The sequence below is a fragment of the Chryseobacterium sp. SORGH_AS_0447 genome, assembly GCF_030818695.1.
GTDB lineage: Bacteria > Bacteroidota > Bacteroidia > Flavobacteriales > Weeksellaceae > Chryseobacterium.
This window is the reverse complement of sequence record NZ_JAUTAR010000001.1, coordinates 2131097-2156728: the sequence shown is the minus strand read 5'-3', so window position 1 is coordinate 2156728 and position 25632 is coordinate 2131097. Positions and strand designations below refer to the sequence as shown.

The following is a 25632-nucleotide window of genomic DNA, read 5'->3' as shown; positions in this document are numbered from 1 at the left end:
AAAAGAATAATTCCGAGAGTTATTAACAACCATCAAAAGAATTTTACAACCATTTCTGTTTTTCCCTTGCCGATATCCCTAGATATCTTGCCGGACTAAGATAGGGATTTTCATTGATGAATTTGATTATATTTGTAAATATCTTTCACCATGCGAAAACCACCTATTCATAAAAGTTTCAGAAATGCTTTCCGTGGGATTTTCATGATGATAAAAAGCGAAAGGAATTTCCAGCTGGAGCTTGCCGCTTTTTTGATCAACCTCTTTTTAATTTTTTATCTGCATCTTTCAGTTTCGGATACGGTATTGATTGTAATGGTATCAGGAGGTGTATTGGCGGCAGAAATTTTCAATACGGCGATTGAGAAAATCTGTGATATCATTCAGCCGGAATTTGATGAGCGAATCGGTTTTATCAAAGATATTTCTGCGGGAGCGGTTCTGCTGATGGCTGCCATTTCCGTTATCACCGGAGTGATGGTTTATTGGAAATATATTTTTCATTAGTACATCGCTGATTGGGCTATAGCCAAAAGACATGATAAAAAAAGCTGAACGGGCTAAAGCCCAATGTCATTAAGTTAAGGTCTTATAGATTTTTTTTATAGTTTTTAGTGACCTTTGGTTTCGCTCTGACTCTGTATTTTAAAATATTCCTTTTAAAGGATCTTTTGGGTCTGACGGGGATCATATGAGAAGCAAAAAGAATTTTAAGCTCTGCCACTATATCCTCTTTTTTTACATTGCTAAAGAGCAAATTCAAAATTCTGTTTTTCATCAAGCTGTAAGAAAGGGAAGTATTGACTTTGTACCGGTACTTCTTTTTCGTATCAACTTCATTAAGCTCCTGTTCGAGTTCTCTGACAATAAGGGTCTGTATATTGCTTACAAGCAAAGTAGAATAGAAATCCTGTAAGATGCTGTTGTTTGAGTAACCGGAAAATTCCTCCAGGTGAAGCTTGTTTTTGATTTCATCAAAATAGGTTTCTATGCCCCAGCGTTCAAAATATAGGGCTTTGAAAATCTCCGAAGGATAACAAGCCTCATCTAAAAGAGAGGTTGCAAGAACTTCGATGGTGCCATTATCCAGTACGACACGCAACAATCTTACCTTAAAAGTATAGTCTCTACCATAATCTTTTCCTGACAGATCTACGTTGGGAGAAGGCTTAAAGTCTGTTATCATACTGGATATTCCGCTTTTGACGAAATCTTTTATGGTTTGGTTCAAACCTACTTTTACGCGCATAAGGTAGTTAAAATTTCTTTTGTGATGCTGATAAAAGAAATCAAATGAAGCAAAACCACGGTCATATAGCAGCAGATCATTATGGCAACAATGAGCCAACAGCTCAAGAGCCTGTAAACGTTCATCAGTATCTATAGAAGAAAGTACCCCTTTTAAACAGATTTTATTGATTGTATCATACAGTACGCAGGCTTTGGCCTGTACGCAGGTATGAGAAGTCTGGTTTTTGGATACACCATAAATCTCTTCCAGCTCTCGGGTTTGAGGTAGATTAATTCTCGAACCATCAATAGCCAACAGACGAAGACCATTGAATTTGGTCTGTACTGCAGAATTATCTGTATAGAATTCTTCCACAAGCCGCTTGTTCAGATGAATAAAAACCTCGGGCTTTATCTTTTTTCTGTTCTGTACGTATGCACTTTTTGTAAAAGTATTCTGTGTCTGGCCCAAAGATCTTATATAGTGAATGAAATTTACAATCTCACAGGACAGGCTTTTGGTAATGAAGTTGAGCATAAACAAAAGCGTATTTGAAAAGCTCAACTTCCTTTTGCGGGTGAAATCTCTGCTACTCATCCTGTATTCATTACAAATAGCCACGCTGTGGATTTCCTCCTCCAATGATAATAAAATATCTGAAACATTTTTTTTGCATAATAAGAAAATGAAAGATTAAATCTCAAATTTAGCAAAAACATAACACTAAAAAATACTAACTTAATGACATTGGGCTAAAGCCTGTTCCTATTTATATTTTGTGTTTATTATTTACAGTGGCTAATAAACCAAAGGAATCAAAGATATCTTTCAATAATGGGGATCGCCATTTCGGCCATGATCCCATATCCTTTTTCATTGGGATGCACACCGTCGCCGGAAAGCAAGACTTCCTTATCATCCACAAATCCGGAGTAAAAGTCCAGATACGTTATCTTATTTTCATGAGCGGTCTCTTTCAGGATCTCATTATATTTGAGAATTGCGGCTGTGCTCCTTAATTTTCCCGAGGCAACTGTTACGCCGTCTATCTTTTCAGCAACCGGAAGAATGCTGATCAGGTAAATGTCTTCCGCGTACTGTTTTGCTTTCTGCACAGCTGTTAAAATATTTGTTTTAAAACGTTCCGGAGACACCATTGCTGCTCCTTCTTTTATGGCTAAATCATTAGCTCCGTAGCTGATAAATACCACATTTCCTTCAGAAGAATTTCGGGCTTCCATCTCATGAGAAATCCTTTTAATCAGTCCTTCGGTTGTTTCGCCCCCGATTCCCAGATTAAAGAGGATCAGCTCGTTGCTTCCTTCATTGTATTTTTGCAAAGCATACCGCTTTACAATATCTACCCAGCCGCCGAATACGCCATCGTATTCTCCATAGGTAATGCTGTCCCCGAAAAATAATCCGTACTTCATTTTTTATGTATTAAAATCAATTCAAAATTAGCGTAATCTTTTGATGCGACTGTATAATTTCGACTAAAATTTCAAATAGGGTCTGTCCTTTTCCTGCGATCAGATCATTAAGCTTTTGTTGGATTAATGCGATGTTAAAAGGTTTTCCCTGCCTGATTTTATTTTCGTAAAATTCTTTGGTCAAATGAAACCCTAAATCCTCTCTTGATTTCCCAGCATCTTTCCAGGTGATTTCACCCTGAAATCCATACAGGAGATCATCAAAGCCGTCCAGTGTCCCGACTTTCCTATCTTCGTCTTTCATAAAAAGCCGGGAAATTTCCTCGTAGAAACCCTCCAGATCAGAAAAATGACGGCCATTGATGACCGTCATTTTTTGTTTATTATTATTTGAAGTATTCCACTCCATTTTTAAAGATGTTGTGGTAATTCGCAGTTGGGATATTCTTCATCAATCCTTCGGCGAAACGTTCAGGGTGGCCCATCCTTCCGAAGATTTTTCCGTCCGGGCTTGTAATCCCTTCAATTCCGAATAGGGAATTGTTCGGGTTGAATGGCATTCCGTGGGCGATGTTTCCTTCGAGATCCAGATATTGGGTAGCAATCTGCCCGTTTTCATACAGCTTCTGGATTTCTGCTTCCGAAGCCATGAAACGACCTTCCCCGTGGGAAATCGGGATAGTGAATACCTGGTCTTTCATTCCTTTCAGCCAAGGCGATTCATCATTTACAACTCTCACATTCACCATCTGGGAAATATGTCTTCGGATCGCATTGTGAGCCAAGGTGGGATAATTTTCATCCAGGTCCTTGATCCGTCCGTAAGGAAGCAATCCTGATTTTACCAACGCCTGGAATCCGTTACAGATCCCGATGATCATTCCGTCCCTGTCCAACAGTTCGTGAACGGCATTTTTCATTTTTTCGTTCTTTAAAACGTTGACAATGAATTTCGCAGAACCGTCCGGTTCATCACCGGCGGAGAACCCTCCTGAGAACGCTAAAATCTGGGATGATGCGATTTCTTTTACCCAGGCATCAATACTTTCCTCCAGCAACTGGTGGTTGATATTGATCAACGGTAAACTGCTGATGGCGGCACCTTCTTTGGCAAAAGCATTCAGCGTATCGTATTCACAGTTGGTTCCCGGGAATACCGGAGCAAACACTTTAGGCTGGGCAATGCCGTGCTTTTTAATGATGATGTTTCTCGGATTAACGGAGTTCAGCTTTTCATCCAGCTCTACCGTCAGTTTTTCCTTTTCTACCGTTGGGAAAAGGTTTTCAAAAGTACCGGTATTGGCTGCTGCTAATGTACTGATCGCCGTTGATTGCTGATTGATGGTTAAAACCTGATCTGCCACCACTTCGCCGATCAGCTGAAGATCAGTGGAGCTTAAGTCTTCTTTAGATTCGATGATTAAGCTTCCGATGTTTTTAGACAACAAAGCATTTTCCTCGACATTAATCTCAGCTCCTAACCTGTTCCCGAAGCTCATTTTGGCTAAGGCAACGGCCACACCGCCTTCTTTTACAGTTTTTACGGAAACGATTTTTCCGGCATTGATGTTTTCAAAGATCAGTTCGAAAACAGCTTTTAAGGCATCGTAATCAGGTAGTCCGCTTTCCTGGGCGGTATGATTGAAGAAATAAATTTTATTTCCTGCATTTTTAAATTCAGGAGAGATGATGTTTTTCTTTTCCCCGTTGGCACACGCAAATGAAATCAGCGTTGGCGGAACATTCAGATCCTGGTAGGTTCCGCTCATCGAGTCTTTTCCTCCGATCGCAGCCAGACCAAGATTCATCTGGGCATCATAAGCACCCAGTAAGGAAGCTAATGGTTTACCCCACTTTTCAGGGTTCTGTCCCAGTTTTTCAAAATATTCCTGGAAACTTAATCTGATGTTTTTGTAATCGCCGCCCATCGCTACGATTTTCGCCACACTTTCCACTACGGCGTACGAAGCTCCCAACAGTGAATTCTGCTTGGAAATCTCCGCATCGAAGCCCCAGCTTGCCAGGGAAACGGTTTCAATATCTTTTGCTCCGATGATCGGTAAGGTCTGAACACTTCCTTCCATCAGGGTCTGCTGATACTTTCCTCCTAAAGGCATTGCCACCGTAGTCGCCCCGATCGAAGAATCGAACATTTCCAGCAATCCTTTTTGGGAAGCTACATTTTTATCGCTTAGTATTTTTAAGAAATTCTCCTCGTTAAACGCCGGTGTTTCTTCTTTTACTTCATTCAGGTGCGTGATCTTTGCTTCCTGAGTCTTGGAACAGCCATTGGTGTCCAGGAATTCTCTTGAAAGATCTACAATTTTGTCTCCCTTCCAGAACATCTGCATTCTTCCGGAATCGGTTACTTTTGCGACTTCAACCGCTACAATGTTTTCCGCTTCACAGAATTTGATGAACTGTTCTTTATCTTTCGGGTCCACCACAACGGCCATCCTTTCCTGAGATTCGGAAATGGCAAGCTCAGTTCCGTTCAGCCCTTCATATTTTAAGGGTAAAACATCCAGATTCACCTCCAGGGAATCGGCAATTTCGCCGATGGCTACGGAAACTCCTCCAGCTCCAAAGTCATTTGATTTTTTAATGAGCCTCGTTACTTCCGGGTTTCTGAATAACCGCTGGATTTTGCGTTCTTCCACCGCATTTCCTTTCTGTACTTCGGAACTCATGGTGTGGATGGAGGTTTCGTCCTGCTCTTTTGAGCTTCCGCTCGCTCCTCCTACGCCGTCACGGCCTGTGGCACCACCAAGGATAATAACAGAATCCCCGGCTTCCGGCTTCTCCCGTCTCACCCAATCTACAGGAACGGCACCGGCTACGAAACCGACTTCCATTCTTTTGGCTTTGTAGCCTTCATCATAGATTTCGGATACCATAGTTGTGGCCAGACCGATCTGGTTCCCATAAGAGGAATATCCGTTAGCTGCCTGTTTGGTTATGGTCTTTTGAGGTAGTTTTCCAGGTAAGGTTTTATCCACCGGTTCCAGCACATCCGCCGCACCGGTTAATCTCATCGCCTGAAATACGAAAGAACGCCCGGACAAAGGATCTCTGATCGCTCCTCCTAAACACGTTGAAGCCCCTCCGAAAGGTTCGATTTCTGTCGGGTGATTGTGGGTTTCGTTTTTGAATAATAAGTACCACGGCTCTTTCTTACCGTCGTATTCTGCTTCAATCTGGATGGTGCAGGCATTGATTTCATCAGAAACCACAAGGTTTTCCAGGTTGCCTGTTTTATGGAAATATCTGGCGCAAACCGTCGCAAGATCCATTAAGGAAATCGGTTTCAGCTCACGGCCTAGGAATTTTCTTTTTTCGATATAGTCGTTGAAAATCGTTTCCAGCGTATGCTTAAACTGTCCTTCAAATTCAATGTTTGAAAGTTCCGTCTCGAAAGTCGTGTGACGGCAGTGGTCGCTCCAATAGGTATCTAATACCCTCAGTTCTGTTTCCGTCGGGTTCCGTTGTTCAGATTTAAAGTATTCTTGGATGAATTTTAAATCGTCCAGACCCAAGGCGAATCCGTGGCTGTTGTAGAAACTTTCCAGCTGCGCATCATCAAAACTGATGAAATTTTCGTGGATGATAACTTTTGATGGTGCTTCCTCTGCAGGAATATCCAGGATGGATAAATCTTTTTCCTGAGATTCCACTTTGTTGATCAGAAGGTCTTTGATTTTTACAAGGTCCGATTCTGAAATGCCTTCAAATTCGATAAGCTTCCCGCTTCTTACTTTCGATTTCTCGTTTTCTGTAAGCAAAGCAATACATTGTTGTGCAGAGTCTGCACGCTGGTCGTACTGACCAGGTAAAAACTCCATAGCAAAATGGATGGATGAAGCCGGATTTTCTTCGTGCAGGATATCCGTTACCGGATCTACGAACGTGCTATTGACTGTTTTTTCAAATTCGCCGTCGTTCAGCCCGAAGATATCGTATACATTGTACACTTTCACTTTCTGTACCGCAGGTGCCACTGCTTTTACTTCATCAAAAATTTTTGGACTTTCCACATCGAAAATTCCTCTTTTTTCTACGAAAATTCTTTTGTTTTGAGACATTAGATGTCAGTTTTTATTTAGATTTATTTTTTATTTCAATGTTTTCTGGCATCTGCCATTTTTGTGATTACAAAGATAGCATTCCTATGGAATGCATGTCCTATATTTCTACACAGATTTCATTCCTAAGGAATGATTGTCAAAATAAACAAGTGTCCTGAATTGTCGCATCGGTGATGCGACAATCTACAACAATCTCTCATTTTTTATCATCATTATTTTTGTAGTTCATTCAACTTATTGGGTGCATCCGGATGTTTTTTCTGAAATTCTACAGCCTGCTTCCGTTGTTCTTCCAGCCATGTTTCAAAAGGAATTTTTTCATCATCAAATTCGAGGGCGAAAACTTTCCCGTCATTTTCCGAAACCAGAAACTTTAAACCGGGCAATCCGGCTTCTGCTTTCCGGTAATCATAAGCGTTTACCTGATAAAAAGGAAAATTTTCTTTCGGACGTTCAACGATTTCGAAATATAATTTTTTATTTTCTTCCGATAACCTTTCATAATGATTGACATAGTAGATGTCCGAAAGCTTTTTGTTTTGCTTTTCAAAAAACTGGAGAACTTTTTTTTCCTTTTGGGTATAGGAAAACGGATATGGATAATATTTCCCATTCACTTCAACCGTATTTGCTGACTTTGCCAAAGGCTGAGCTATCTGACCTTTGAAATCCATCACACCCCAGGTTCCGCCTATAATGGCTTTATGTTCATCTTCCGTTTTTTCCCAGTCGCAGCCGTCGCAGTAAGCCGCATACCCGTAATGAAAAGGTGACGCAAAATCATGTTTGGCTTCAATAATCACCTTGCCGTTTCTGTCGGCAAAACCAACTTTCCCGTTCTTGATAAACCGTCTTACGCCTTCGGAAAAATAATCGGCTCCGTTATCATACGCAAAGGGCCGGTACAGGAAATTGCCTTTCCGGTCATAGACATAGCCCCAGACATTTTTTTCCGGGACTTCGTCTTGCTTCGGTCCGTCGAAATAAATGGTTTCCCCTTGTATAGGTTCGCCGTCTTTCAGAAAGGAAAATATTTTAAACTGCGCCGAAACGATGATCTTGCCGTTCTGATCTTTAACGCCAACCAAAGAGTCTTTCGATTTAAAATACTTCAGCATCTCTTTCTGCTGGGAAAAAGAAAGCATGGGTATCAATAAAAGAGCTCCGAATAATTTATTCATGTGCCGAGACAGATGATGGTTTAATTTTAAACTTTGTCAAAGACTTGAAGCTTTGACAAAGTAAATATGCAGCCCAAAAGGGCTGCATATGGTGTTATACTTTAAGATCAGCTTCGAGTCCGATCAGGTCGTTGTTCTGATCGATGATCGGCTGTACTTCGTTTTTAATGAATTCTTCCGTCTGGATCGGGGCAAAACCAATGAAGTTTTTAGGATCCAGTACTTCTTTCAGTTTCGACTTATCGAATTTTAAGGACTCGTCGTTGAGGATTCTTTCGATCAGGTCGTTTTCTTTCCCTTCCATTTTTACCTGCTTGGAAGCTTCCATGGAGTGAACCCGGATTACTTCGTGGATTTCCTGACGGTCGCCACCGGCTTTCACTTCTTCCATGATGATGTATTCCGTTGCCATGAAAGGCAGCTCATCCATAATATGTTTGTTGATTCTGTTCGGATACACTACTATTCCATTCATAATGTTGTTCCAGATCAAGAGAATGGCATCTACTGCTAAAAATGCCTGCGGAATGGTTAACCTCTTGTTGGCAGAATCATCCAGTGTTCTTTCGAACCACTGCGTTGAAGCGACCATTGCAGAGCTGGTGGTAAGAGACATTACATATTTTGCCAGGGCTCCGATTCTTTCGCTTCTCATCGGGTTACGCTTGTAAGCCATGGCTGATGAACCGATCTGGTTTTTCTCGAACGGTTCTTCAATTTCCTTCAGGTTCTGAAGCAAACGTAAATCGTTGGTGAATTTATGAGCAGATTGTGCAATATTTCCTAATAAGGCAACCACTTTAGCATCAATTTTACGGTCGTAGGTCTGTCCGGATACCCCAAACACTTTTTCGAAACCGAATCTTTTCGACAATTCCTTATCTAAGTGTTTTACTTTGGAATAATCTCCGTTAAACAATTCCAGGAAGCTTGCCGCAGTTCCCGTCGTTCCTTTTACACCTCTGAATCTTAAAGTTTCCAGGAAGAAATCCAGCTCTTCGATATCAAGCACCAAGCTCTGTAACCAAAGGGTTGCTCTTTTTCCAACGGTCGTCAGCTGTGCCGGCTGGAAATGGGTAAATCCTAAAGTCGGAAGATCTTTGTATTCGATAGCGAAGTCCGCTAAGTTTTTGATAACGTTTACTAATTTTTTCTTTAAAATTAATAGTCCGTCACGGATCTGGATCAGGTCCGTATTATCCCCTACAAACGCAGAAGTTGCCCCCAGGTGAATGATTCCTTTGGCTGAAGGAGCCACATCTCCATAGGTATGAACGTGCGCCATCACATCATGACGGAACTTTTTCTCGTATTCTGCCGCTTTATCGTAATCGATGTTTTCAGCATTGGCTTTCAGTTCTGCAATCTGCTCGTCGGTGATGTCAAGGCCTAAATCTTTTTCGATTTCAGCCAGCGCGATCCAAAGTTTTCTCCAGGTGCGGAATTTGTTATTGTGTGAGAAGTTAAATAACATTTCTTCACTGGAGTAGCGCTCTTCCAATGGATTTTTGTAGGAATTCATTCTTTCTTTTACTTTTAGGTATGCAAAAATAAGATTTTTCGGCGAGAGATGAAAATCCTGCTTTACTGATTTATATTCCTCAACTGTATTTTATGAATGGATTTGATCTGCCTTAACGAGGGATAGAATTTATATCAATAAAACAAATGCGAAGTCCAGTATATTTAATTTTGCTACAGTCTTTCTTAAAATAGCACACCTACGGCGTGCGGTATACATTGGAAAACTGTTATTTTCTACACAGATGATATTCCTACGGAATATTTTTTTGCTCATTCACATGTATGGCTTTACAATTGTTTCCCATCAAGGATTGATATCAACCTCCTGCATTTAAAATGTTTTGTTTTACCTTTGCTGCTTTGTTTTAAACAATAATGAAATAGAATGGGCAGTCTGAAGAAATTAGAAATTAAAAATAATATTCAAAAAGAGGAAGACCGAAACCTGTCTTTCCGGGTATTTGATCTGACGGAAGAATATCTGAAAAATTATACAAGACCCCATAAAAAAGACCATTTCCTGATCATTGTTATGGAAAGCGGAACCCTCAGCCTTCATATCGAATCGAAGATCCATCCGCTGAAGGCCGGCAAAATTTCCGTAGTCTTTCCGGAACAGGTTCATTTTGTTTCGGATCTGAGCCATGATGCTAAAGGAAAGATCATCCTGTTTGAAGAGATTTTATTCTGTTCCGATATTCTGAAGAACGAGCTGAGTACCTATAATGTAAATCTTTCCACGCAGCTGAACTGCACGATTCTTTCTCCGGATGATTTTAAAGAAAGTTATCAGCTGATTCAGAATATCCAGATCATTTATGAGAAACCGAGCCTGATCAAAAAAGAACAGGCGAGATTCCGGATCAAGATTTTTCTTTTGGGCTTAATTGAATCGGTTCATGGCCTGCATCCCGTTTTACATAAGGATACGGCTGACAAACCATTGTATGTACGGTTTAAAAAATTACTGAATGAACAGTACAAGCAGTACCGGACCGTTCAATATTATGCCGGCGAGCTTGCCATCACTCCGAAAAAGCTGAATGCCGTTACAAAGAAGCATTGCGGCGAAACCGCCATCCAGGCCATTCACAACAGGATATTGATGGAAATAAAACGCCAGCTGATGTTTTCCGATCTTTCTCATAAGGAAATTGCTTTTGATCTGGGCTTCAATTCTCCGTCTGCCCTCAACAAGTTTGTCAAAGCGAAACTCAAAGAAACACCGACCGAGCTTCAGCAAGAACTGGCGCAAATGTATAACGCGTAGTCCTGTTTGTATAACACCACTCATTTCTGCCTGGCTAATTTTGTCCTATCAAAAATCAGAAAGAAAATGAGTAAATTATTTATTGCAGGAGAAGTTTTCCACGGTGCGGGAACGCTTGAAGAACTAAAAAATATCAACGGTAAAAAAGCGGTTATCGTAACCGGTGGAAGCTCAATGAGAAAAAGCGGAACACTGGATAAGGCTATTGCTTACCTTAACGAAGGTGGTATTGAAACCCGGGTATTCGAAGGGGTCGAAGAAGACCCGTCATCTGCAACCTGCCTGAAAGGTGCTGAAATCATGCAGAATTTTGAACCGGACTGGATCATCGGGCTGGGAGGATGCTCCGCTATTGACGCGGCTAAGATCATGTGGGTATTTTACGAATATCCTGATGCGGATTTTGATGCGATGATCAAGCCGTTTACGGTTCCTGTCCTGAGAAAAAAAGCACGCTTTATCGCCATCCCTTCCACCAGCGGAACCGGAACTGAAACAACAGGCCTTGCCGTGATTACCGACCGAGAAAAAGGGGTAAAATACCCGATCGTTTCTTATGAGTTAACTCCGGATATTGCGATCGTTGACGGTGAGATCTGTGCTTCGATGCCGGCGCATGTAACGTCCAATACCGGACTTGATGCCCTCACCCACTGTGTGGAAGCTTACGTTTCCAACATCGATAACAATATTGCAGATGCACTTTCTAAAGGCGGCCTGGAGATCGTTTTCGATAATCTGAAAGAAGCGGTAGAAAATCCGGGCAATATCACGGCCCGTCAGAATATGCATGATGCTTCCTTTATGGCAGGCCTGGCATTCAACAATGCATGGCTGGGAATTGTTCACTCGCTGTCTCACCAGGTTGGTGCACTGTACGGAATTCCTCACGGGGCATCCAATGCCATTTTCCTTCCGAACGTGATCCGTTACAACGCGCAGGCAACAGAGCGTTATCCTGATCTGGCAAAGATTATCGGTAAAGAAACTGCTGAAGATCTGGCCCAGGCTATTGAAACCCTCCGTTCCGAAGTAAACAACCAGTCGGCGATCAAAGATTTCGGGATTACGAAAGCGGATTGGGAGAAGAATCTTGATTATATTACGGCCAATGCGCTGGCTGATCCCTGCACAGGCTTTAATCCGAGAGTTCCTTCCCTGGAAGAACTGAAAGCGATTTACAATGCGTGCTACGAAGGGGCGGTCTATGCTGAGGAGGCTGTTGTTGCGGGATAGATGCAACATCGAAGCAGAAAGCAGGTGAAAAGGCTGGAAGAAGGAAGCTGGAGGCTGGAAGTTTTCCGCCAACACTACAAACCAAATTTTGACTGATTCATCTGACGCTCTTTATTTTGAAAGTAGATAGGATATTATCGAATTCACGTTATTTACATTTAATCTTTAAAAAGCAATATCCGGCAGGTTTTTAGAATCTGCCGGTTTTTTGCGGTCTGTTATCATTAGCCCCGATAGGAACGGCATCCTTTTTTTGCGGCGGGAACGGGCGCTGGCGAAAAAGATACAGTGGATAGCGGGAAAAGCTCCTAAAGAAAAATGATGATTTGTCGCTATTAACTGATCACTCCTCCGGAACTTTCTTAGCGTGTAAGAGTGAACTTGAATGCATTGTTTGTTTTGCTGTTTACATGATCAGACAAAAAAAGCCGCTTCTGATGAGCGGCTTTCTTAGGATTTATCTGGTCCAGTTGATTTTTGAATGTTGTACGTCTGAGGAGTTGGTCCCGATCATGATATCGAACTCTCCCGGCTCCCAATCGTATTTCAGGTCACCGTTGTAGAACTTCAGGTTTTCCGGTGTAATGTCGAAGGTTACTTTTTTGGATTCGCCTTTTTTCAGCATGACTTTCTGGAAGCCTTTCAGTTCTTTTACGGGTCTGGTGATGCTTCCCACCATATCCCTGATGTATAACTGAACGACTTCTGCCCCGTCATAGTTTCCGGAGTTGGTAATGGTTACCGAAGCCTGCACCGTCTGGTTGCCTTTCGGGTTGGCATTGGAAACGGTCATATCGGAATAGTTGAATTTCGTATAGCTTAATCCGTATCCGAACGGGTACAGCGGGGTGTTGCACTCGTCCATATAATTGGAACGGAATCTCTGGTATTCGCATTTGTCGACCAGCTTCTGATCCAAAGGACGGCCGGTATTCTTGGCGTTGTAATAGATCGGCACCTGTCCCAAGCTTCTCGGGAACGTCATCGGCAGTTTTCCGGACGGATTTACTTTTCCGAAAAGGACGTCGGCGATGGCGCTTCCTGCTTCAGAACCCGGGAACCAGGCATTCAGGATGGCATCCGGCGTATCTTTTACATTGGTTAAAGCCAGCGGACGGCCCGTGAACAATACCATGGCGATCGGCTTTCCTGTCTTTTTCAGCTCGTTCAGCAGGTCTACCTGTGACTGCGGAATGGTGATTTCGGTTCTGGAAGAGGATTCCCCGCTCATTTCAGCGGATTCCCCGATTGCCAGCACGATGACATCGGCTTTGTTAGCTACGTCTACCGCTTCTTTTAGCAGCGCTTCTTTCGAACGGCTGTCACGGTCGGTTTTTTTGCCGTGGGCTGCATAGATGTCTTCCAGTTTGGCATCATAGTCTATATTCGCCCCTTTTGCAGAAAGGAATTTCACATCTTTGCCATAGCTTGCCTGGAGACCCTGCATCAGGTTTACGGAAATAGCATGTTTGGTGGCCACACTCCAGGTTCCGGCCATGTTCATCGAGTTGTTGACCAATGGTCCGATCACAGCAACGGTTCCTAATTTCTTCAAAGGCAGCACATTGTTGTCGTTTTTCATCAGGACCATAGACTGAGCGGCTACATTTCTTGCGATGTTTCTGTTTTCCATGCTGTAAACTTCTTTCGCTGCTAATTTCGCATCGCCATGCTTGTATGGGTTGTCAAACAGTCCTAAATCATATTTCGCCTCCAGGATTCTTCTGGCTGCCATATCGATTTCCGCCTGGGTTACTTTTCCTTCCGCCAGCGATTTTTTCAGGGTGGTTAAAAATCCTTCACCCACCATATCCATATCGATTCCGGCTTTCAGTGCCAAAGCAGAAACCTGCTGAAGATCTCCCATTCCGTGATCCACCATTTCATTGATCCCGGTATAATCGGTTACGACAAAGCCTTTGAACTTCCATTGATTTCTCAGCACTTCGGTCTGCAGCCACCGGTTTCCGGTAGCCGGCACTCCGTCCACTTCATTGAAAGAAGCCATTACGGAAGCTACCCCGGCATCCACCGCTGCTTTATATGGCGGGAAATATTCGTTGTACATTCTTACGTGGCTCATGTCCACGGTGTTGTAATCTCTTCCGGCTTCTCCTGCCCCGTACAGCGCAAAGTGTTTTACACAGGCTAAGATGTTGGTTCCGTTAGCCAGGTCTTTTCCCTGGTAGCCGTATACCATGTTTTTGGCAATTTCACTTCCCAGGTACGGATCTTCCCCGGAACCTTCGGAAACCCTGCCCCATCTTGGCTCGCGGGAGATGTCCACCATTGGCGAGAACGTCCAGTTGATGCCGTCGGCCGCCGCTTCTTTTGCTGCCACCCTTACGGATTGCTGAACGAGGTTCATGTCCCACGAAGAAGCCAGTCCCAACGGAATCGGGAAAGTGGTTTCATAACCGTGGATCACGTCCATCCCGAAGATCAAAGGGATTTTCAGTCGGCTGTTTTCCACCGCGACTTTCTGTACGGCCTTGATTTTATCTGCTCCTTTTATGTTGAACAATCCTCCGACTAATCCCTGCTCCACTTTTTTACCGATATCCGAGCTTTTTGCCAGTCCGGTGGTAAAGTCGCCAGAGCTTGGTAAGTTCAGCTGTCCGATTTTTTCGTCGAGCGTCATTTTTGCCAGGAGGCTTTCGACAAAGGCTTTCTTTTTCGCCTGATACTGTGCCGTCTGATACGCCTGTACCGGTTTTGTTACCATTTCCTGCGCGGAAAACACAGGGGCCAGCGCCAAGGTGGCGATTACAATTAACTTTTTCATTACTCTATCTTCTTTAATTATAGTTTCTTTTTTGATTTAAATTAATAAGTTCAAACGCTATGTCCGCTAAGTTACGTTTAAATTATTGTGAATATTTTTTGTTCGCAAAGGAGTTCTACTCAGCAAATGATATTACGGTTTAACTTTGTATCTTTAATTATTTTACTTTCTTTTAGACAGCATCCATTTATACAGTTCCGGATTGGAGTACGTGGAATCCCAGGAATTGTGGTTGTCGTTCGGGAAGATGGTAAGTTCTGCCGACGGGTTTACCGGATGCAGTTTCTGGTAAAAATTGAAGGCATTTTCCGGAAGCACTACATCATCCATTCCCCCGTGGAAAATTTTCATGTTGAGGTCTTTGTACCGATGGATATTGGCATACATCACCCGATCCGTCGGAGCACAAACCGAAACGACGGCAGCAAACATTTCAGGATGTTCCATCGCCAGCTTCAGCGTTCCCCAACCTCCCATGGAGAGACCGGTAAGGTAAATCCTGGAAGGATCCACTTTGTACTTAGACTGGATTTCTTTAATGAGGTTATAAATGGTTACCGTATCCCACCAGGTATTTTCCGGACACTGTGGTGCCAGGATCGCTACCGGTTCCTTAATGAGGTTTTTATAGGTAAACGGGCTGTGGGCTTTTACGATTTCCAGGTTGTTCCCTCTTTCGCCCGAACCATGAAGGAAGACGATGAGCGGGACATTTCCTTTGGCATTCTGCGGATAATCCAGAATATAGGATATTTTTTCCTGTCTTTTGAATTCTTTGTTAAGTTCCGCTTTTATTTCCTGGGCCTGTAAGCTTAAATAAAACGGCAGTAATATGAACGGCAAATAATTTAGTTTTAATTTCATCTGAATATTCTGTTTTGGCTGAAGCTATTTTTATTTTGTCTTGGTCTACGGACTTTCTGTATCCGGAAGAACGTTGATGAGTTGCTGTTATTTTTAGCCCCGATTGCAGCGGCTACCCCACAGCGCACCTGAAAGGTGAGCGAGGAGTAATAGCGGAAAGCGGGAAACAGCTTCAAATTACTAAAAATTATATTAACGGGCTACCTGATGTTATATTTTTCAGAGGTAAAGCTCAGCTTTTTCAGTCCGTTCCGGATTTCGGGAGCGTTCATGAAAAGCTTCCACAAAAACCCGGTCCTGTAATTCTCGATCATCGGCGCAATTGTGCCCTGATCGATGGCCAGATACCTTGGGGTTGTCCAGTTGTTGTAATGGATGGAATTGGCATCATAAGGACCTGCCGATCCGATGAATTCAGGTTTTTGAGTGTACAGAAACCTTAAAAAGTCCATTGATTCTTTCGGCGTGTAGGGGAAACTGCTCAATGCTGCGGTCGGTGTAATTATTCCATGATCGTTTTGCGGGAAATGAGCATCATACCCCACTCCACCATCCTGGTTTCTGGAGTAGCTAGCTGTCAATCCCCAATAATCCGGGCCATAGCCTTTCCAGTGTTTCGGGTTTTCGACACAGTATTTGTAATCGATCATCACCTGATTTTTATTTAAATCAAAGTAATTCTTTATAAGCTTGTCGGAGAGGTTTGTAGGATCCAGGCCGATGTATGAATAGTGGGCCCAGAAGAGCGGACCGCCGTATTCTTCGGCGCCGTTGTGCTTTACATACATCGGGAGCCCGTATTTTTCTTTGTCTGAAAGGTAGGTTCCATTTCTTGTCCAGCCTTTGTAATAGGTTTCGGCGTCAATCGGATAGGTAGGTGATGAAGCCGCTAAAATATAAGTGATCAGGCACTCATTGTATCCCTGAAGCGGAAAATTCATTTCCCATTGATAATCCGGAGACCAATGCCAGTACAGGACTTTTTCGCCGCCTTTGGTGTACCAGTTCCATTGGATGCCTTTCCAAAGCGCATCGCATTTATTGGCCAGTGCTTTTTCTTCTGCATTTCCGTTCTTAAAGTATTCGCGGACCATCAGGATTCCGGAAGTGAGGAAGGCCGTTTCTACCAGGTCCCCACCGTTGTCTTTTTTCCCGAACGGCACTGTTTTCCCCGTTTCGCCGTTTATCCAGTGGGACCAGGCCCCTTTGTGGCGGTCGGCTTTTGCGAGGAAATCCATCATGGTGGTCAACCGTTTCACAGCTTCTTTACGCGGTACAAATCCCCGTTCCACCCCTACTAAAACAGTCGCAAGCCCGAATCCGGAACCGCCCGTGGTAACCACATGCTTATCGTTATCCGGATAGATGTCGTCTTCATGATACCGTTCCCTGCCAAGCTTAGAATTTGGTTCTGCATAGTCCCAGAAATATTTCAGGGATTCTTTCTGGACAAGGTCCAGGAGCTGGGTGTCGGTGATGTTGTTTTTGACGGTTTGTTTTTTGGACTGCTGGGTGTTTTGAAACTGCGTGTTTTTGCAGGATATCATTACTGCAGCAACTGCGAATGTAAAAACGATCTTCTTCATTATCAAAAATTCTTAAAAACTTTGTCAAAGTTTAAAATCTTTGACAAAGTTCTGGTTAATTAAAATCCATATTGCGTTGAATGGAAACCTAATTTTATGAACCCTTGTTTAATATCCGGAGCATTCATAAATAATTGCCATAAAAACTGGTTCTTATAATTCTCAACCATCGGTGCAATAGTTCCCTGATCGATTGCGAGATATCTTGGAGTCACCCAATTGTATTGAACGGAATAGGCATCGTATGGTCCTGCAACTCCTACGTATTTATTGTAATTTTCATTGTATAAAAACCTCAGCATATTCATACTTTCAGTAGGGGTATAAGGCATGCTTGAAAGTGCTGCCGTTGGGGAGATTACGCCTAAATCATTATTAGGCTGATGTGCTGAGTAACCGGTAGAGCCATCCGAATTTCTGGAATAACTTGCGGTAAGCCCCCAACTTTTTGAATTGTAGCCCTGCCATCCTTTAGGATTAGTTATACAATACTGATACATAATTTTTGCATGATTGGTCGTAGCATCTCCATAATTAACATATTCATCCGATAAACCTCTCGGATCCAATCCTAAAAATGAATAATGTGACCAGAACATCGGTCCAACAGTACCATTGGCTCCGTTATGATTTACGATTAAAGGAATCCCGTACTGAGATCCCATATTTTTGATTGCTCCACTTCTTGCCCACCCCTGCTGATAAACAGACTTATTAATTGAATAGTTCGGCGAAGCAGCAGCCATAATATAAGTCATTAATGTTTCATCAAAGCCTTTTAACTGCATATTGATCTGAAAATTATAATTCGGAGACCAATGCCAATATAAAACGTTCTGCCCCTGGGTATACCAGTTCCACTCTACTCCTTTCCAAAGCGCATCGGCTTTCTGGGAAAGTGATAATTCCGAAGCATCAGAAGAAGTTTTAAAATATTCCCTTACACAGATTAATCCCTGAGCCAGAAAAGCGGTTTCTACCAAATCTCCGCCGTTGTCATACTGACTAAACGAAACGACCTGCCCATTGGTTCCATTGATCCAGTGCGGCCAAGCCCCGTGAAAACGATTGGCATTCTGAAGGAAATTAAGTGATGTCGTAAGCCTTGAAACGGCTTCCGCTCTTGAGATATAACCATTTTTTACACCTACAAGAATTGTCATCAGTCCAAAACCGGAACCTCCTGTCGTGACGATATTGGCATCCTGAGACGGATTATCAGTATGATATCTCTCACGTGCCAACTTTGAATTGGTTTCCGCATAATCCCAAAAGTATTTTAAAGCATCTTTCTGGACCATTTCTACGAGTTGGGCATCTGAATAATTATTTGGTGTTTCCGTATTCCCATTATTTCCACCCAAAGGTGTACCCGAGCCAGGTGAAGAATCATCGGATGAGCAACTGCTAAATATCAATCCTGATAATAATATTGTTACGATTGTCTTTTTCATATTCAGTTTGTAAAAAAAGGCCTATTTCTAGGCCTTATTATGCAGTATGAGTGCTATCCTTATTAGGAGGAATTTCCAATATAGCTATTATGGATTAATATCCTGGGTTCTGTGCAGAACGTCCTTTAGCTTCAGTTATAAATCTTTGTGGCAAAGGAAAAACTTCATGTTTACCAACTATAAATGTTTTACCGTTAGCAGCCAATGCCGACTGAGCTTGTCCTGTCCTAACTAAATCAAACCATCGGTCATGCTCAAATGCTAACTCCAATCTCCTTTCTTTCCAAATTGCAGTTCTAAGAGTTGATTGTGTGGTTGCGGTTGTATTCGCAATATTTGCTCGGGTTCTTACTTGATTTAACAATGGAATTGCTGTAGAAGTTTGCCCCAATTCATTTAAAGCCTCTGCTTTAATTAGTAATACTTCTGCGTATCTAAGATAACGAATATTAGTATCTGTTGAACTTTGCGTTGTATATGACGAAGAATAGGCTTTATAGTTATAATATTCATTATCAGCATCTGATCCAACAACTCGTCCATCATATAATGTCATACCTCTACGGATAATTGTGGCATCTCTCCTTTCAGTATCACCTTCAGCGGTATACGCGTCAAATAGATTTTGAGTAGGAGTATTAAAGCCCCAGCCCCAACCACCTGTACCTCTAGCTCCTTGTACCTGTGTATATTGTTGAATTCCTTTTCCTGTTTCAATACCTGAACCTTGAATTTCAAAAATAGACTCAGCATTGTTTTCACCAGAAACTTTATAAATATCGATAAAATTAGGTGTTAAAGAATATCCTGTGACAAGATTGCACTGATCAATAGCCAATTGATATTTCTTCTGATAAAGATAAACTTTAGCAAGCAATGCATGAGCTGCACCTTTAGAAGCACGCCCTATATCAGCTCCTCCGTAAGCAGTTCTATCTGGTAGTGCTGCTGCTGCTTCTATTAAATCTTTTTCTATAAAAGCATAGATTTCTTCTTTACTTTTTCTTGTCAATTGCATTTCAACATCTGCGTCACTAGAAGTTGGAACATGATCTACTAATGGAACTCCTCCAAAAGATCGTACTAGAGTAAAGTACATAAAAGCTCTAAGGAATTTGGCCTCACCAGCTAACCTAGTTTTTAGATTTGTATCAGCCTTATCTAACTGAGGAAGATATTTAAGCGCTTGATTACATCTGTTGATTCCTTGATAATTTGAAGAAAATAAACTTTCAAAAGAAGGTGTGGAAGGAGTAAAAGTAAGAGCATCCAAAATATCCTTATCAGATCCGGTGTCTCCTGGAGTACTACCTTTATCAGCGTCATCTGAAGTAATTGACGTTACACCGATCCACGAAAATGTACTCATATCCCAGTCTAAAAACTTAGCATAAATAGAATTTACGAAGCTGGTAGCGCCTGCATTATTATTGTATAATGATAAATCTTCCGCACTAACTTGTTGAGTAGGTGCCACATCTATAAAATCATCGCTACAGCTTTGATTAAAAACGCCTGTTAAAATTAGGGCAGATATTATTATATATTTATTTTTCATTTTTTTAAAAATTAACATTTAAACCAAATACAAAAGTTCTAAGTGACGGATAAGAATCCAATTCAATTCCTGTAAGATTGTAAGGATTTCCATCAGCATTTAATTCAGAATTGAATCCTGAGTATTTTGTAAAGATTACAGGATTAATTGCGCTTACATATAATCTTATCGATTTTACAGAATTTGCAATATCTTTTATAGTGTAACCTACTGAAATATTATTAATTCTAAAATAATCTCCTTTTTCTAAAAAGAATGTAGAAGCAATAGGAATGGTTGTATAAGGGCGTGGATTGGCTGCATTTGTATTAGATGCCGTCCAATAATCATTAGCTACGGAAGCCTCCACATTTTCTCCAGAAATCCGCTGCGCTTTTTTACCATTGTACACACTGAATCCAAAAGCCCCATAACCACTAAGGTTAAAATCCCAGTTTTTATATGCCATGGAAATATTTACTCCTAAAGTAGATTTCGGTATATAAGAATTAAAATATTTTCTATCATCCGCATCGGCTGATCCGGTAATACCATCACCATCATTGTCCTTGTATTTTAGGTTTCCGTTAGCATCATAACCATCAAATTCCCAAAGATAAAAGCTACCCAATGCATGTCCCACGGTTGTTGCATCAAATAATTTCGTCCATTGTCCATTACCTAAACTACCTCCGTTTATTGGAGAAATATTAGCTTGATTTACACGAGTAAGCTCATTTTTATTATAAGAATAATTAGCACCAATCGAATACGTGAAATCTTCTCCTACTCGATCTGACCAATTTAAGGATGCTTCTATACCTTTATTTGTTACAGAACCAACGTGTGAATTAAATTTATCACTTTGTCCGGAAGTAAGATAATTTGAGACATCAAGAATAAGATTCTTTGTCTCTCTGTTATATACATCTAATGTACCTGTTAATTTGTTATTTAAAATTCCAAAATCCAGTCCTAAAGAAGATTCTTCGGTGATCTCCCATCCTAAATTAGGATCAAGTCCTTTATTGATTGTAATTCCGTTGCTTACCGGATTAGCGCCGAAAGCATAATTGTAAGAATTTCCAGATGCTAGAGGCAGATAATTTAACGGTACATTTTGATTTCCAAGTCTTCCCCATCCACCTCTTAACTTAAGTAAATTAAATGGTCCATCCTTTAAAAATGATTCTTCTGAAATTACCCATCCAGCTCCAAACGATGGAAATGTTCCCCATTTATTGCCGTCAGCAAATTGAGATGATCCATCTCTTCTTACTGTTGCACTAAGGAGGTAGCGATTCATGAATTTATATTGTGCACGCGCAAAATAAGAAAGAGTAGTATTTCTATTACCTTGGGTAGAATTAAATACAACAATATCATTAATATAATTCGATCCTTCAAGATTCCAATAATTTGAGACATTGCCCAAATTCTTTCTGGAAACAAATGTACCGGAAATTCCATTTTTTACAGAAGCCTCTGTACCTATAATCGCATCGATATTATGATTTCCAAAAGTTCTGTTATAATTTAATACATTTGATAATATCCAGTTGTAATAATCTTCCTTGGTATTTGTAAGTAAATTTTTCGCACTATCTGTAAATTGTGATTCAATTCGAGTAGGATCTCCAGCTAGGAAAATTCCTAAGGCATCTGTATAGCTGTAAGCTTTATAATTTGAATATTCTCCAGAGAATTGAGAAGTAAATTTCAAACCTTTAAGAATTTCTACATCTAATTTAAGCCCACCTTGCATCAGCATACTTTTATTTCTTTCATTATTAAAGTCTAACTGACTAACAGGGTTAGCTACGTTATTAAATCTATTTCCAGAATAACTTATATTACCATTGGCGTCATAAATTGGTTGGCCATATTGACCAGAAGGATAGTATACAGGAACTAATGGAGACTGTTTATAAGCTGCCGTAAATGCACTAAATGGTTTTGGTGTGACATTTGTAAATGCAACACTTAAATTCTGAGATAAAGTAATTTTCTTAGAAATTTTAAACTCATTATTTGTTCTAATAGTAGTTCTGTTATAATCAGTGCCTTTAAGAATTGACTGCTCATCATAATTACTTAAACTAAAAAAGTATTTAGCTGCTTCTGATGAACCAGATATAGCTACATTATGTTGGTTATAAATACCAGTTCTAGTAATTTCCTTAAACCAATCTGTATTATATGGCTGATTTGTAGAAAATGATCTTCCAGGAGGAGTTAGATAGCTATTTGCTAAATTATTATAATTTACAAACTCACTCGAATTCGCCATCTTGACTTTTTTTAAGGGAGTTCGTATACCAATAAGACCATCATACTCTATGCTGAGTTTTCCTCTTCCTGATTTTGTGGTAATTATAATAACTCCATTTGCAGCCCTATTTCCATAAATAGCTAGTGCAGCTGCATCTTTTAAGATATCGTAAGACAGGATATCATTGGAATTAATATTATTAATATTTTCCATGAACATACCATCAACCACATATAATGGTGTTCTTCCACCTAAAACAGTTCCCAACCCTCTAATCATTACTGTGGGTGTTGATCCAGGTGAATCGGAAGCCATAACTTGTACACCTGCCGCTTTTCCCTGAATGGCTTGAGTAGCATTCAAAACTTTAGTTTTTGTTACTTCATCAGCATTAATTGAACTAATTGATGTAGTATTGTCCACTTTTTTTCTGCTTCCATACCCAATCATCACCACCTCTTCAATCTTCTGCTCTTTTGCAACAGTATCTCTTGGTGTAGTTTGTGCATTCACGTTCATTCCGAAATAGAGTACGGCAATGAGGCATGAATACTTTAAATCACGTTGTTTCATATAGTTTTATTTTATTCGTACAATCAGTTTTTATGAAAAGAGATCCCTCTTTTCATACTTTTTCCGAGAAGATTCTGCGTGTTCTCAAAAAAAGACATTAGCCAAAATTATAAAAATATATTTAACAATGTTAATTTTACTTAATTTTTTTTGCCATCCCGTTAAAAGTGATAATTTTACTAAATTTCAACAAAATGAACTTATCATTAAAAAATTATTCACAATAAATAAAATTTTATATGATATTTTAAATCTATAACTTCACATTTAAGATAAAAAAATTATTCACTATTTATTATATTTTGTTCTTTTTGAAGATAATTTTAGATAATTTCATGTTCGGAAGAGCCAATTTTGAGAAAAAGAGATTTCTTAACATTCCTAATTATAAAATTTGTTAAACTCATTTCCGAATTATAAATTTGGTTCATTATTTGAAAACTTATAACGTTTAATCGATATCAATGAAAAAATACATCATCGCTGCAGTTTTACTTATAGGAACTGGAGCTATCATTAATACGACGGTGCAATCCTGCACTACTTTGGCGACCTCCGATCTTGGGTTATCAATTATCAAAAGGCTTCTTTTAAACGGCATTGATAAAGGAGCGAGCATATACAGCAACCGGGATGCGTTTTTACAGAACAACATGGTGGATAAAGCTTTGCCGAAACAGCTTAGGGAGATCAATACAATCTTGGAAAGAGTTGCCCCTTCCCTGGTAGCGAAAGAACGTGCCTACATTGCTGACGCGGCAGCCTATACCGTAAACATTTCGAAACCGATATTGGTAAGTGCAGTAAACAGCTTAAATGCACAGGACGTAACAAGAATTATCCAGGGAGAAAAAGGAACAGCAACGCTGATTCTAAAGGAGAAAACTTCCCAACAGCTGATTGCGGCCATCGCTCCAAAAGTGGACGAACAGCTTAATCAATATGGGATTGTGAAAAGCATTAATACTGCTTTGTCCGGAAGCAATTTCCTGGGCAGCCTTTTAGGCAGCAAAACCACGGTGAATTCCGGAGGGTTGAGCCAGCTGGCTTCAGAACAGCTCGTAAACGGTATATTCAATATTATCGAAGATTACGAAATCCAAAACTCCAGCTCGCTGCTGGGGCCTCTTGGAAAGTAAGAGAAATTTCATTATATTTATAGAGATATTATAAAAGCAGATGGATATATTACAAGGAAATCAACATGCAAGCCCTGAAGATTTTTATATTTCTTTACGGGAGAAACTGGAAGATCATCACGATTTTCCGGAAGATTATTTATTTAAATTTATTATTCCTACAGACCAGGCAAAACTGACGGAAATTTATAAAGTATTCGACGGGATCAAGTTTACCCTAGGAAACCGGGAGAGCAAAAACGGAAAATATACGGCCTGCAACATCAACGCCTTTGTGCTGGATGCCAATCAGGTAGTTCATATTTATCAGGAAGTCGCCAAAATAGAAGGCGTAATTCTATTGTAAAATAAAAAAGTCAGCTTTACTGCTGACTTTTTAGTTTATATTTTCAATGCTTATTATTTATCAATAAAGTATTTTACGTTTTCAACAGGTCTTCCGAGCATGGCCACAGAACCTTTGATGATAATTGGCCGCTGGATCAGCGAAGGGTTTTCAGCCAGGATTTTAATCCATTCTTCTTCTGACAAATTTTTTCCGGCAAATTTCTCAACGTACAACTTTTCATTTTTTCTGATGATATGAAAAACACTCTGGTTGAGTTTCTTTAACACCGTTTTAATCTCAAGCTCAGTCAGCGGATCTTCCAGTATATTAATGATCTCGAACGGCACGCCGTTTTCATCAAGATATTCCAGAACGGCATTCGATTTTGAGCAATTTCCGTTATGCAAAACTTTTACGACCATCTTTATTATGTTTATAAAATCAACTTATTCTAAAAGAACTACCAGCAATTTACTTACCAAGATTGATTTCCGGTAAAAATTTTTATTAAAACAATCCGTTCAGTTCCGCTTCGATTTTTTCCAGAATGAAACCGAAATCTTCCGGTTTTTCCACGAAATCAAGATCATCTACCTCAATAATCAGCAGTTTTCCTTCGGTATAGTTGGAAATCCATTTTTCGTATTTCTGATTCAGCTTGGAAAGGTATTCGATGCTGATCGAGGCTTCATATTCCCGGCCTCTTTTGTAGATTTTTTTTACCAGATTCGGAACATCGGATTTAAGGTAAATGAGAAGGTCCGGTGCTGAAACAAAAGATTTCATCAGGCTAAAAACCGATTCATAATTTTTAAAATCGCGGTCCGAAAGCAGGTTCATATCGTTAAGGTTCTCCGCAAAAATATGGGCATCTTCGTAGATCGTACGGTCCTGAATGATGTTTTTTCCGCTTTCTCTGATCTCTTTCACCTGTCGGAAACGGCTTCCGAGAAAATAGATCTGAAGTGCAAAACTCCACTTGCTCATGTCGGCATAGAAATCTTCCAGATAAGGGTTATGATCAACATCCTCAAACTGTGCATCCCATCCGTAATGCTTAGAAAGCATTGTCGTTAACGTTGTTTTTCCTGCTCCGATATTTCCTGTAACTGCAATGTGCATATATATCCTTCG

The 25632-nt window shown here is 40.6% G+C and carries 19 protein-coding genes; 5 read left to right on the top strand and 14 right to left on the bottom strand.

Annotation, left to right across the window (positions count from 1 at the left end):
* The first annotated feature begins 150 nt into the window (after positions 1-150).
* On the top strand, positions 151-507 hold the full coding sequence (locus QE422_RS10010; protein WP_307457521.1) for a diacylglycerol kinase: 357 nt from the start codon (positions 151-153) through the stop codon (positions 505-507).
* Between the two features lie 82 nt (positions 508-589).
* On the opposite strand, the gene QE422_RS10005 is transcribed toward QE422_RS10010, so the two are convergent.
* From QE422_RS10005 to purB, 6 genes are all read right to left on the bottom strand, one after another.
* On the bottom strand, positions 590-1828 hold the full coding sequence (locus QE422_RS10005; RefSeq protein ID WP_307454373.1) for an IS4 family transposase: 1239 nt from the start codon (positions 1826-1828) through the stop codon (positions 590-592).
* A gap of 218 nt (positions 1829-2046) precedes the next feature.
* A complete protein-coding gene (locus QE422_RS10000) occupies positions 2047-2664 on the bottom strand; it encodes a GDSL-type esterase/lipase family protein (protein ID WP_307457519.1) in 618 nt (205 codons plus the stop codon).
* Between the two features lie 16 nt (positions 2665-2680).
* Positions 2681-3037: a ribonuclease inhibitor gene (locus QE422_RS09995; RefSeq protein ID WP_307457517.1), complete on the bottom strand. Its 357-nt coding sequence runs from the start codon at positions 3035-3037 to the stop codon at positions 2681-2683.
* A 13-nt stretch (positions 3038-3050) separates the two neighbouring features.
* A complete protein-coding gene (locus QE422_RS09990) occupies positions 3051-6746 on the bottom strand; it encodes a phosphoribosylformylglycinamidine synthase (protein WP_307457514.1) in 3696 nt (1231 codons plus the stop codon).
* 215 nt (positions 6747-6961) lie between these two features.
* Positions 6962-7930 carry a WG repeat-containing protein gene (locus QE422_RS09985; protein WP_307457512.1) on the bottom strand — a complete coding sequence of 323 codons (969 nt, stop codon included), beginning with the start codon at positions 7928-7930 and terminating at the stop codon, positions 6962-6964.
* A 94-nt stretch (positions 7931-8024) separates the two neighbouring features.
* A complete protein-coding gene (gene purB, locus QE422_RS09980) occupies positions 8025-9452 on the bottom strand; it encodes an adenylosuccinate lyase (RefSeq protein WP_307457510.1) in 1428 nt (475 codons plus the stop codon).
* A 387-nt stretch (positions 9453-9839) separates the two neighbouring features.
* Between purB and QE422_RS09975 the strand changes: the two genes are divergently transcribed.
* Both QE422_RS09975 and QE422_RS09970 read left to right on the top strand, forming a co-directional pair.
* A complete protein-coding gene (locus tag QE422_RS09975; RefSeq protein WP_307457506.1) occupies positions 9840-10724 on the top strand; it encodes a helix-turn-helix transcriptional regulator in 885 nt (294 codons plus the stop codon).
* A gap of 66 nt (positions 10725-10790) precedes the next feature.
* The gene (locus QE422_RS09970; RefSeq protein WP_307457503.1) at positions 10791-11960 is read left to right on the top strand and encodes an iron-containing alcohol dehydrogenase; all 1170 of its coding nucleotides are present in this window, start codon (positions 10791-10793) and stop codon (positions 11958-11960) included.
* Positions 11961-12417: 457 nt separating this feature from the next.
* Here the strand turns inward: QE422_RS09970 and bglX are convergent, their stop codons facing one another.
* The 6 genes from bglX to QE422_RS09940 all read right to left on the bottom strand — a co-directional run bounded on the left by bglX (position 12418) and on the right by QE422_RS09940 (position 23031).
* Complete coding sequence (bglX, locus tag QE422_RS09965; protein ID WP_307457500.1) at positions 12418-14745, bottom strand: beta-glucosidase BglX; 2328 nt, start codon at positions 14743-14745, stop codon at positions 12418-12420.
* 162 nt (positions 14746-14907) lie between these two features.
* Positions 14908-15588, bottom strand: coding sequence for a prolyl oligopeptidase family serine peptidase (locus QE422_RS09960; RefSeq protein WP_307457497.1), 681 nt, complete (start codon positions 15586-15588; stop codon positions 14908-14910).
* A 221-nt stretch (positions 15589-15809) separates the two neighbouring features.
* Positions 15810-17195: a glucoamylase family protein gene (locus QE422_RS09955; RefSeq protein ID WP_307457495.1), complete on the bottom strand. Its 1386-nt coding sequence runs from the start codon at positions 17193-17195 to the stop codon at positions 15810-15812.
* Positions 17196-17254: 59 nt separating this feature from the next.
* Positions 17255-18649, bottom strand: coding sequence for a glucoamylase family protein (locus QE422_RS09950; protein WP_307457493.1), 1395 nt, complete (start codon positions 18647-18649; stop codon positions 17255-17257).
* Between the two features lie 94 nt (positions 18650-18743).
* Complete coding sequence (locus tag QE422_RS09945) at positions 18744-20207, bottom strand: RagB/SusD family nutrient uptake outer membrane protein (protein ID WP_307457491.1); 1464 nt, start codon at positions 20205-20207, stop codon at positions 18744-18746.
* A gap of 4 nt (positions 20208-20211) precedes the next feature.
* The gene (locus QE422_RS09940) at positions 20212-23031 is read right to left on the bottom strand and encodes a SusC/RagA family TonB-linked outer membrane protein (protein ID WP_307457489.1); all 2820 of its coding nucleotides are present in this window, start codon (positions 23029-23031) and stop codon (positions 20212-20214) included.
* 464 nt (positions 23032-23495) lie between these two features.
* On the opposite strand from QE422_RS09940, the gene QE422_RS09935 reads away from it, so the two are divergent.
* On the top strand, positions 23496-24170 hold the full coding sequence (locus QE422_RS09935) for a DUF4197 family protein (protein WP_307457485.1): 675 nt from the start codon (positions 23496-23498) through the stop codon (positions 24168-24170).
* Positions 24171-24210: 40 nt separating this feature from the next.
* Positions 24211-24516 (top strand): DUF493 family protein, encoded by a 306-nt coding sequence (locus QE422_RS09930; protein ID WP_288446001.1) that lies wholly within the window; start codon positions 24211-24213, stop codon positions 24514-24516.
* Between the two features lie 53 nt (positions 24517-24569).
* Here the strand turns inward: QE422_RS09930 and QE422_RS09925 are convergent, their stop codons facing one another.
* A complete protein-coding gene (locus QE422_RS09925; RefSeq protein WP_294202927.1) occupies positions 24570-24920 on the bottom strand; it encodes an ArsC/Spx/MgsR family protein in 351 nt (116 codons plus the stop codon).
* Between the two features lie 85 nt (positions 24921-25005).
* Positions 25006-25620 (bottom strand): deoxynucleoside kinase, encoded by a 615-nt coding sequence (locus tag QE422_RS09920; protein ID WP_307457479.1) that lies wholly within the window; start codon positions 25618-25620, stop codon positions 25006-25008.
* Positions 25621-25632: the final 12 nt, after the last annotated feature.

Coding starts and splice junctions, on each gene's coding strand:
- QE422_RS10010 (WP_307457521.1), top strand. CDS start 151: ATGCGAAAACCACCTATTCATAAAAGTTTCAGAAATGCTTTCCGTGGG.
- QE422_RS09940 (WP_307457489.1), bottom strand. CDS start 23,031: ATGAAACAACGTGATTTAAAGTATTCATGCCTCATTGCCGTACTCTAT.
- bglX (WP_307457500.1), bottom strand. CDS start 14,745: ATGAAAAAGTTAATTGTAATCGCCACCTTGGCGCTGGCCCCTGTGTTT.
- QE422_RS09925 (WP_294202927.1), bottom strand. CDS start 24,920: ATGGTCGTAAAAGTTTTGCATAACGGAAATTGCTCAAAATCGAATGCC.
- QE422_RS09975 (WP_307457506.1), top strand. CDS start 9,840: ATGGGCAGTCTGAAGAAATTAGAAATTAAAAATAATATTCAAAAAGAG.
- QE422_RS09970 (WP_307457503.1), top strand. CDS start 10,791: ATGAGTAAATTATTTATTGCAGGAGAAGTTTTCCACGGTGCGGGAACG.
- purB (WP_307457510.1), bottom strand. CDS start 9,452: ATGAATTCCTACAAAAATCCATTGGAAGAGCGCTACTCCAGTGAAGAA.
- QE422_RS09995 (WP_307457517.1), bottom strand. CDS start 3,037: ATGACGGTCATCAATGGCCGTCATTTTTCTGATCTGGAGGGTTTCTAC.
- QE422_RS09985 (WP_307457512.1), bottom strand. CDS start 7,930: ATGAATAAATTATTCGGAGCTCTTTTATTGATACCCATGCTTTCTTTT.
- QE422_RS09920 (WP_307457479.1), bottom strand. CDS start 25,620: ATGCACATTGCAGTTACAGGAAATATCGGAGCAGGAAAAACAACGTTA.
- QE422_RS09945 (WP_307457491.1), bottom strand. CDS start 20,207: ATGAAAAATAAATATATAATAATATCTGCCCTAATTTTAACAGGCGTT.
- QE422_RS09955 (WP_307457495.1), bottom strand. CDS start 17,195: ATGAAGAAGATCGTTTTTACATTCGCAGTTGCTGCAGTAATGATATCC.
- QE422_RS09990 (WP_307457514.1), bottom strand. CDS start 6,746: ATGTCTCAAAACAAAAGAATTTTCGTAGAAAAAAGAGGAATTTTCGAT.
- QE422_RS09930 (WP_288446001.1), top strand. CDS start 24,211: ATGGATATATTACAAGGAAATCAACATGCAAGCCCTGAAGATTTTTAT.
- QE422_RS09935 (WP_307457485.1), top strand. CDS start 23,496: ATGAAAAAATACATCATCGCTGCAGTTTTACTTATAGGAACTGGAGCT.
- QE422_RS09950 (WP_307457493.1), bottom strand. CDS start 18,649: ATGAAAAAGACAATCGTAACAATATTATTATCAGGATTGATATTTAGC.
- QE422_RS10000 (WP_307457519.1), bottom strand. CDS start 2,664: ATGAAGTACGGATTATTTTTCGGGGACAGCATTACCTATGGAGAATAC.
- QE422_RS10005 (WP_307454373.1), bottom strand. CDS start 1,828: ATGAGTAGCAGAGATTTCACCCGCAAAAGGAAGTTGAGCTTTTCAAAT.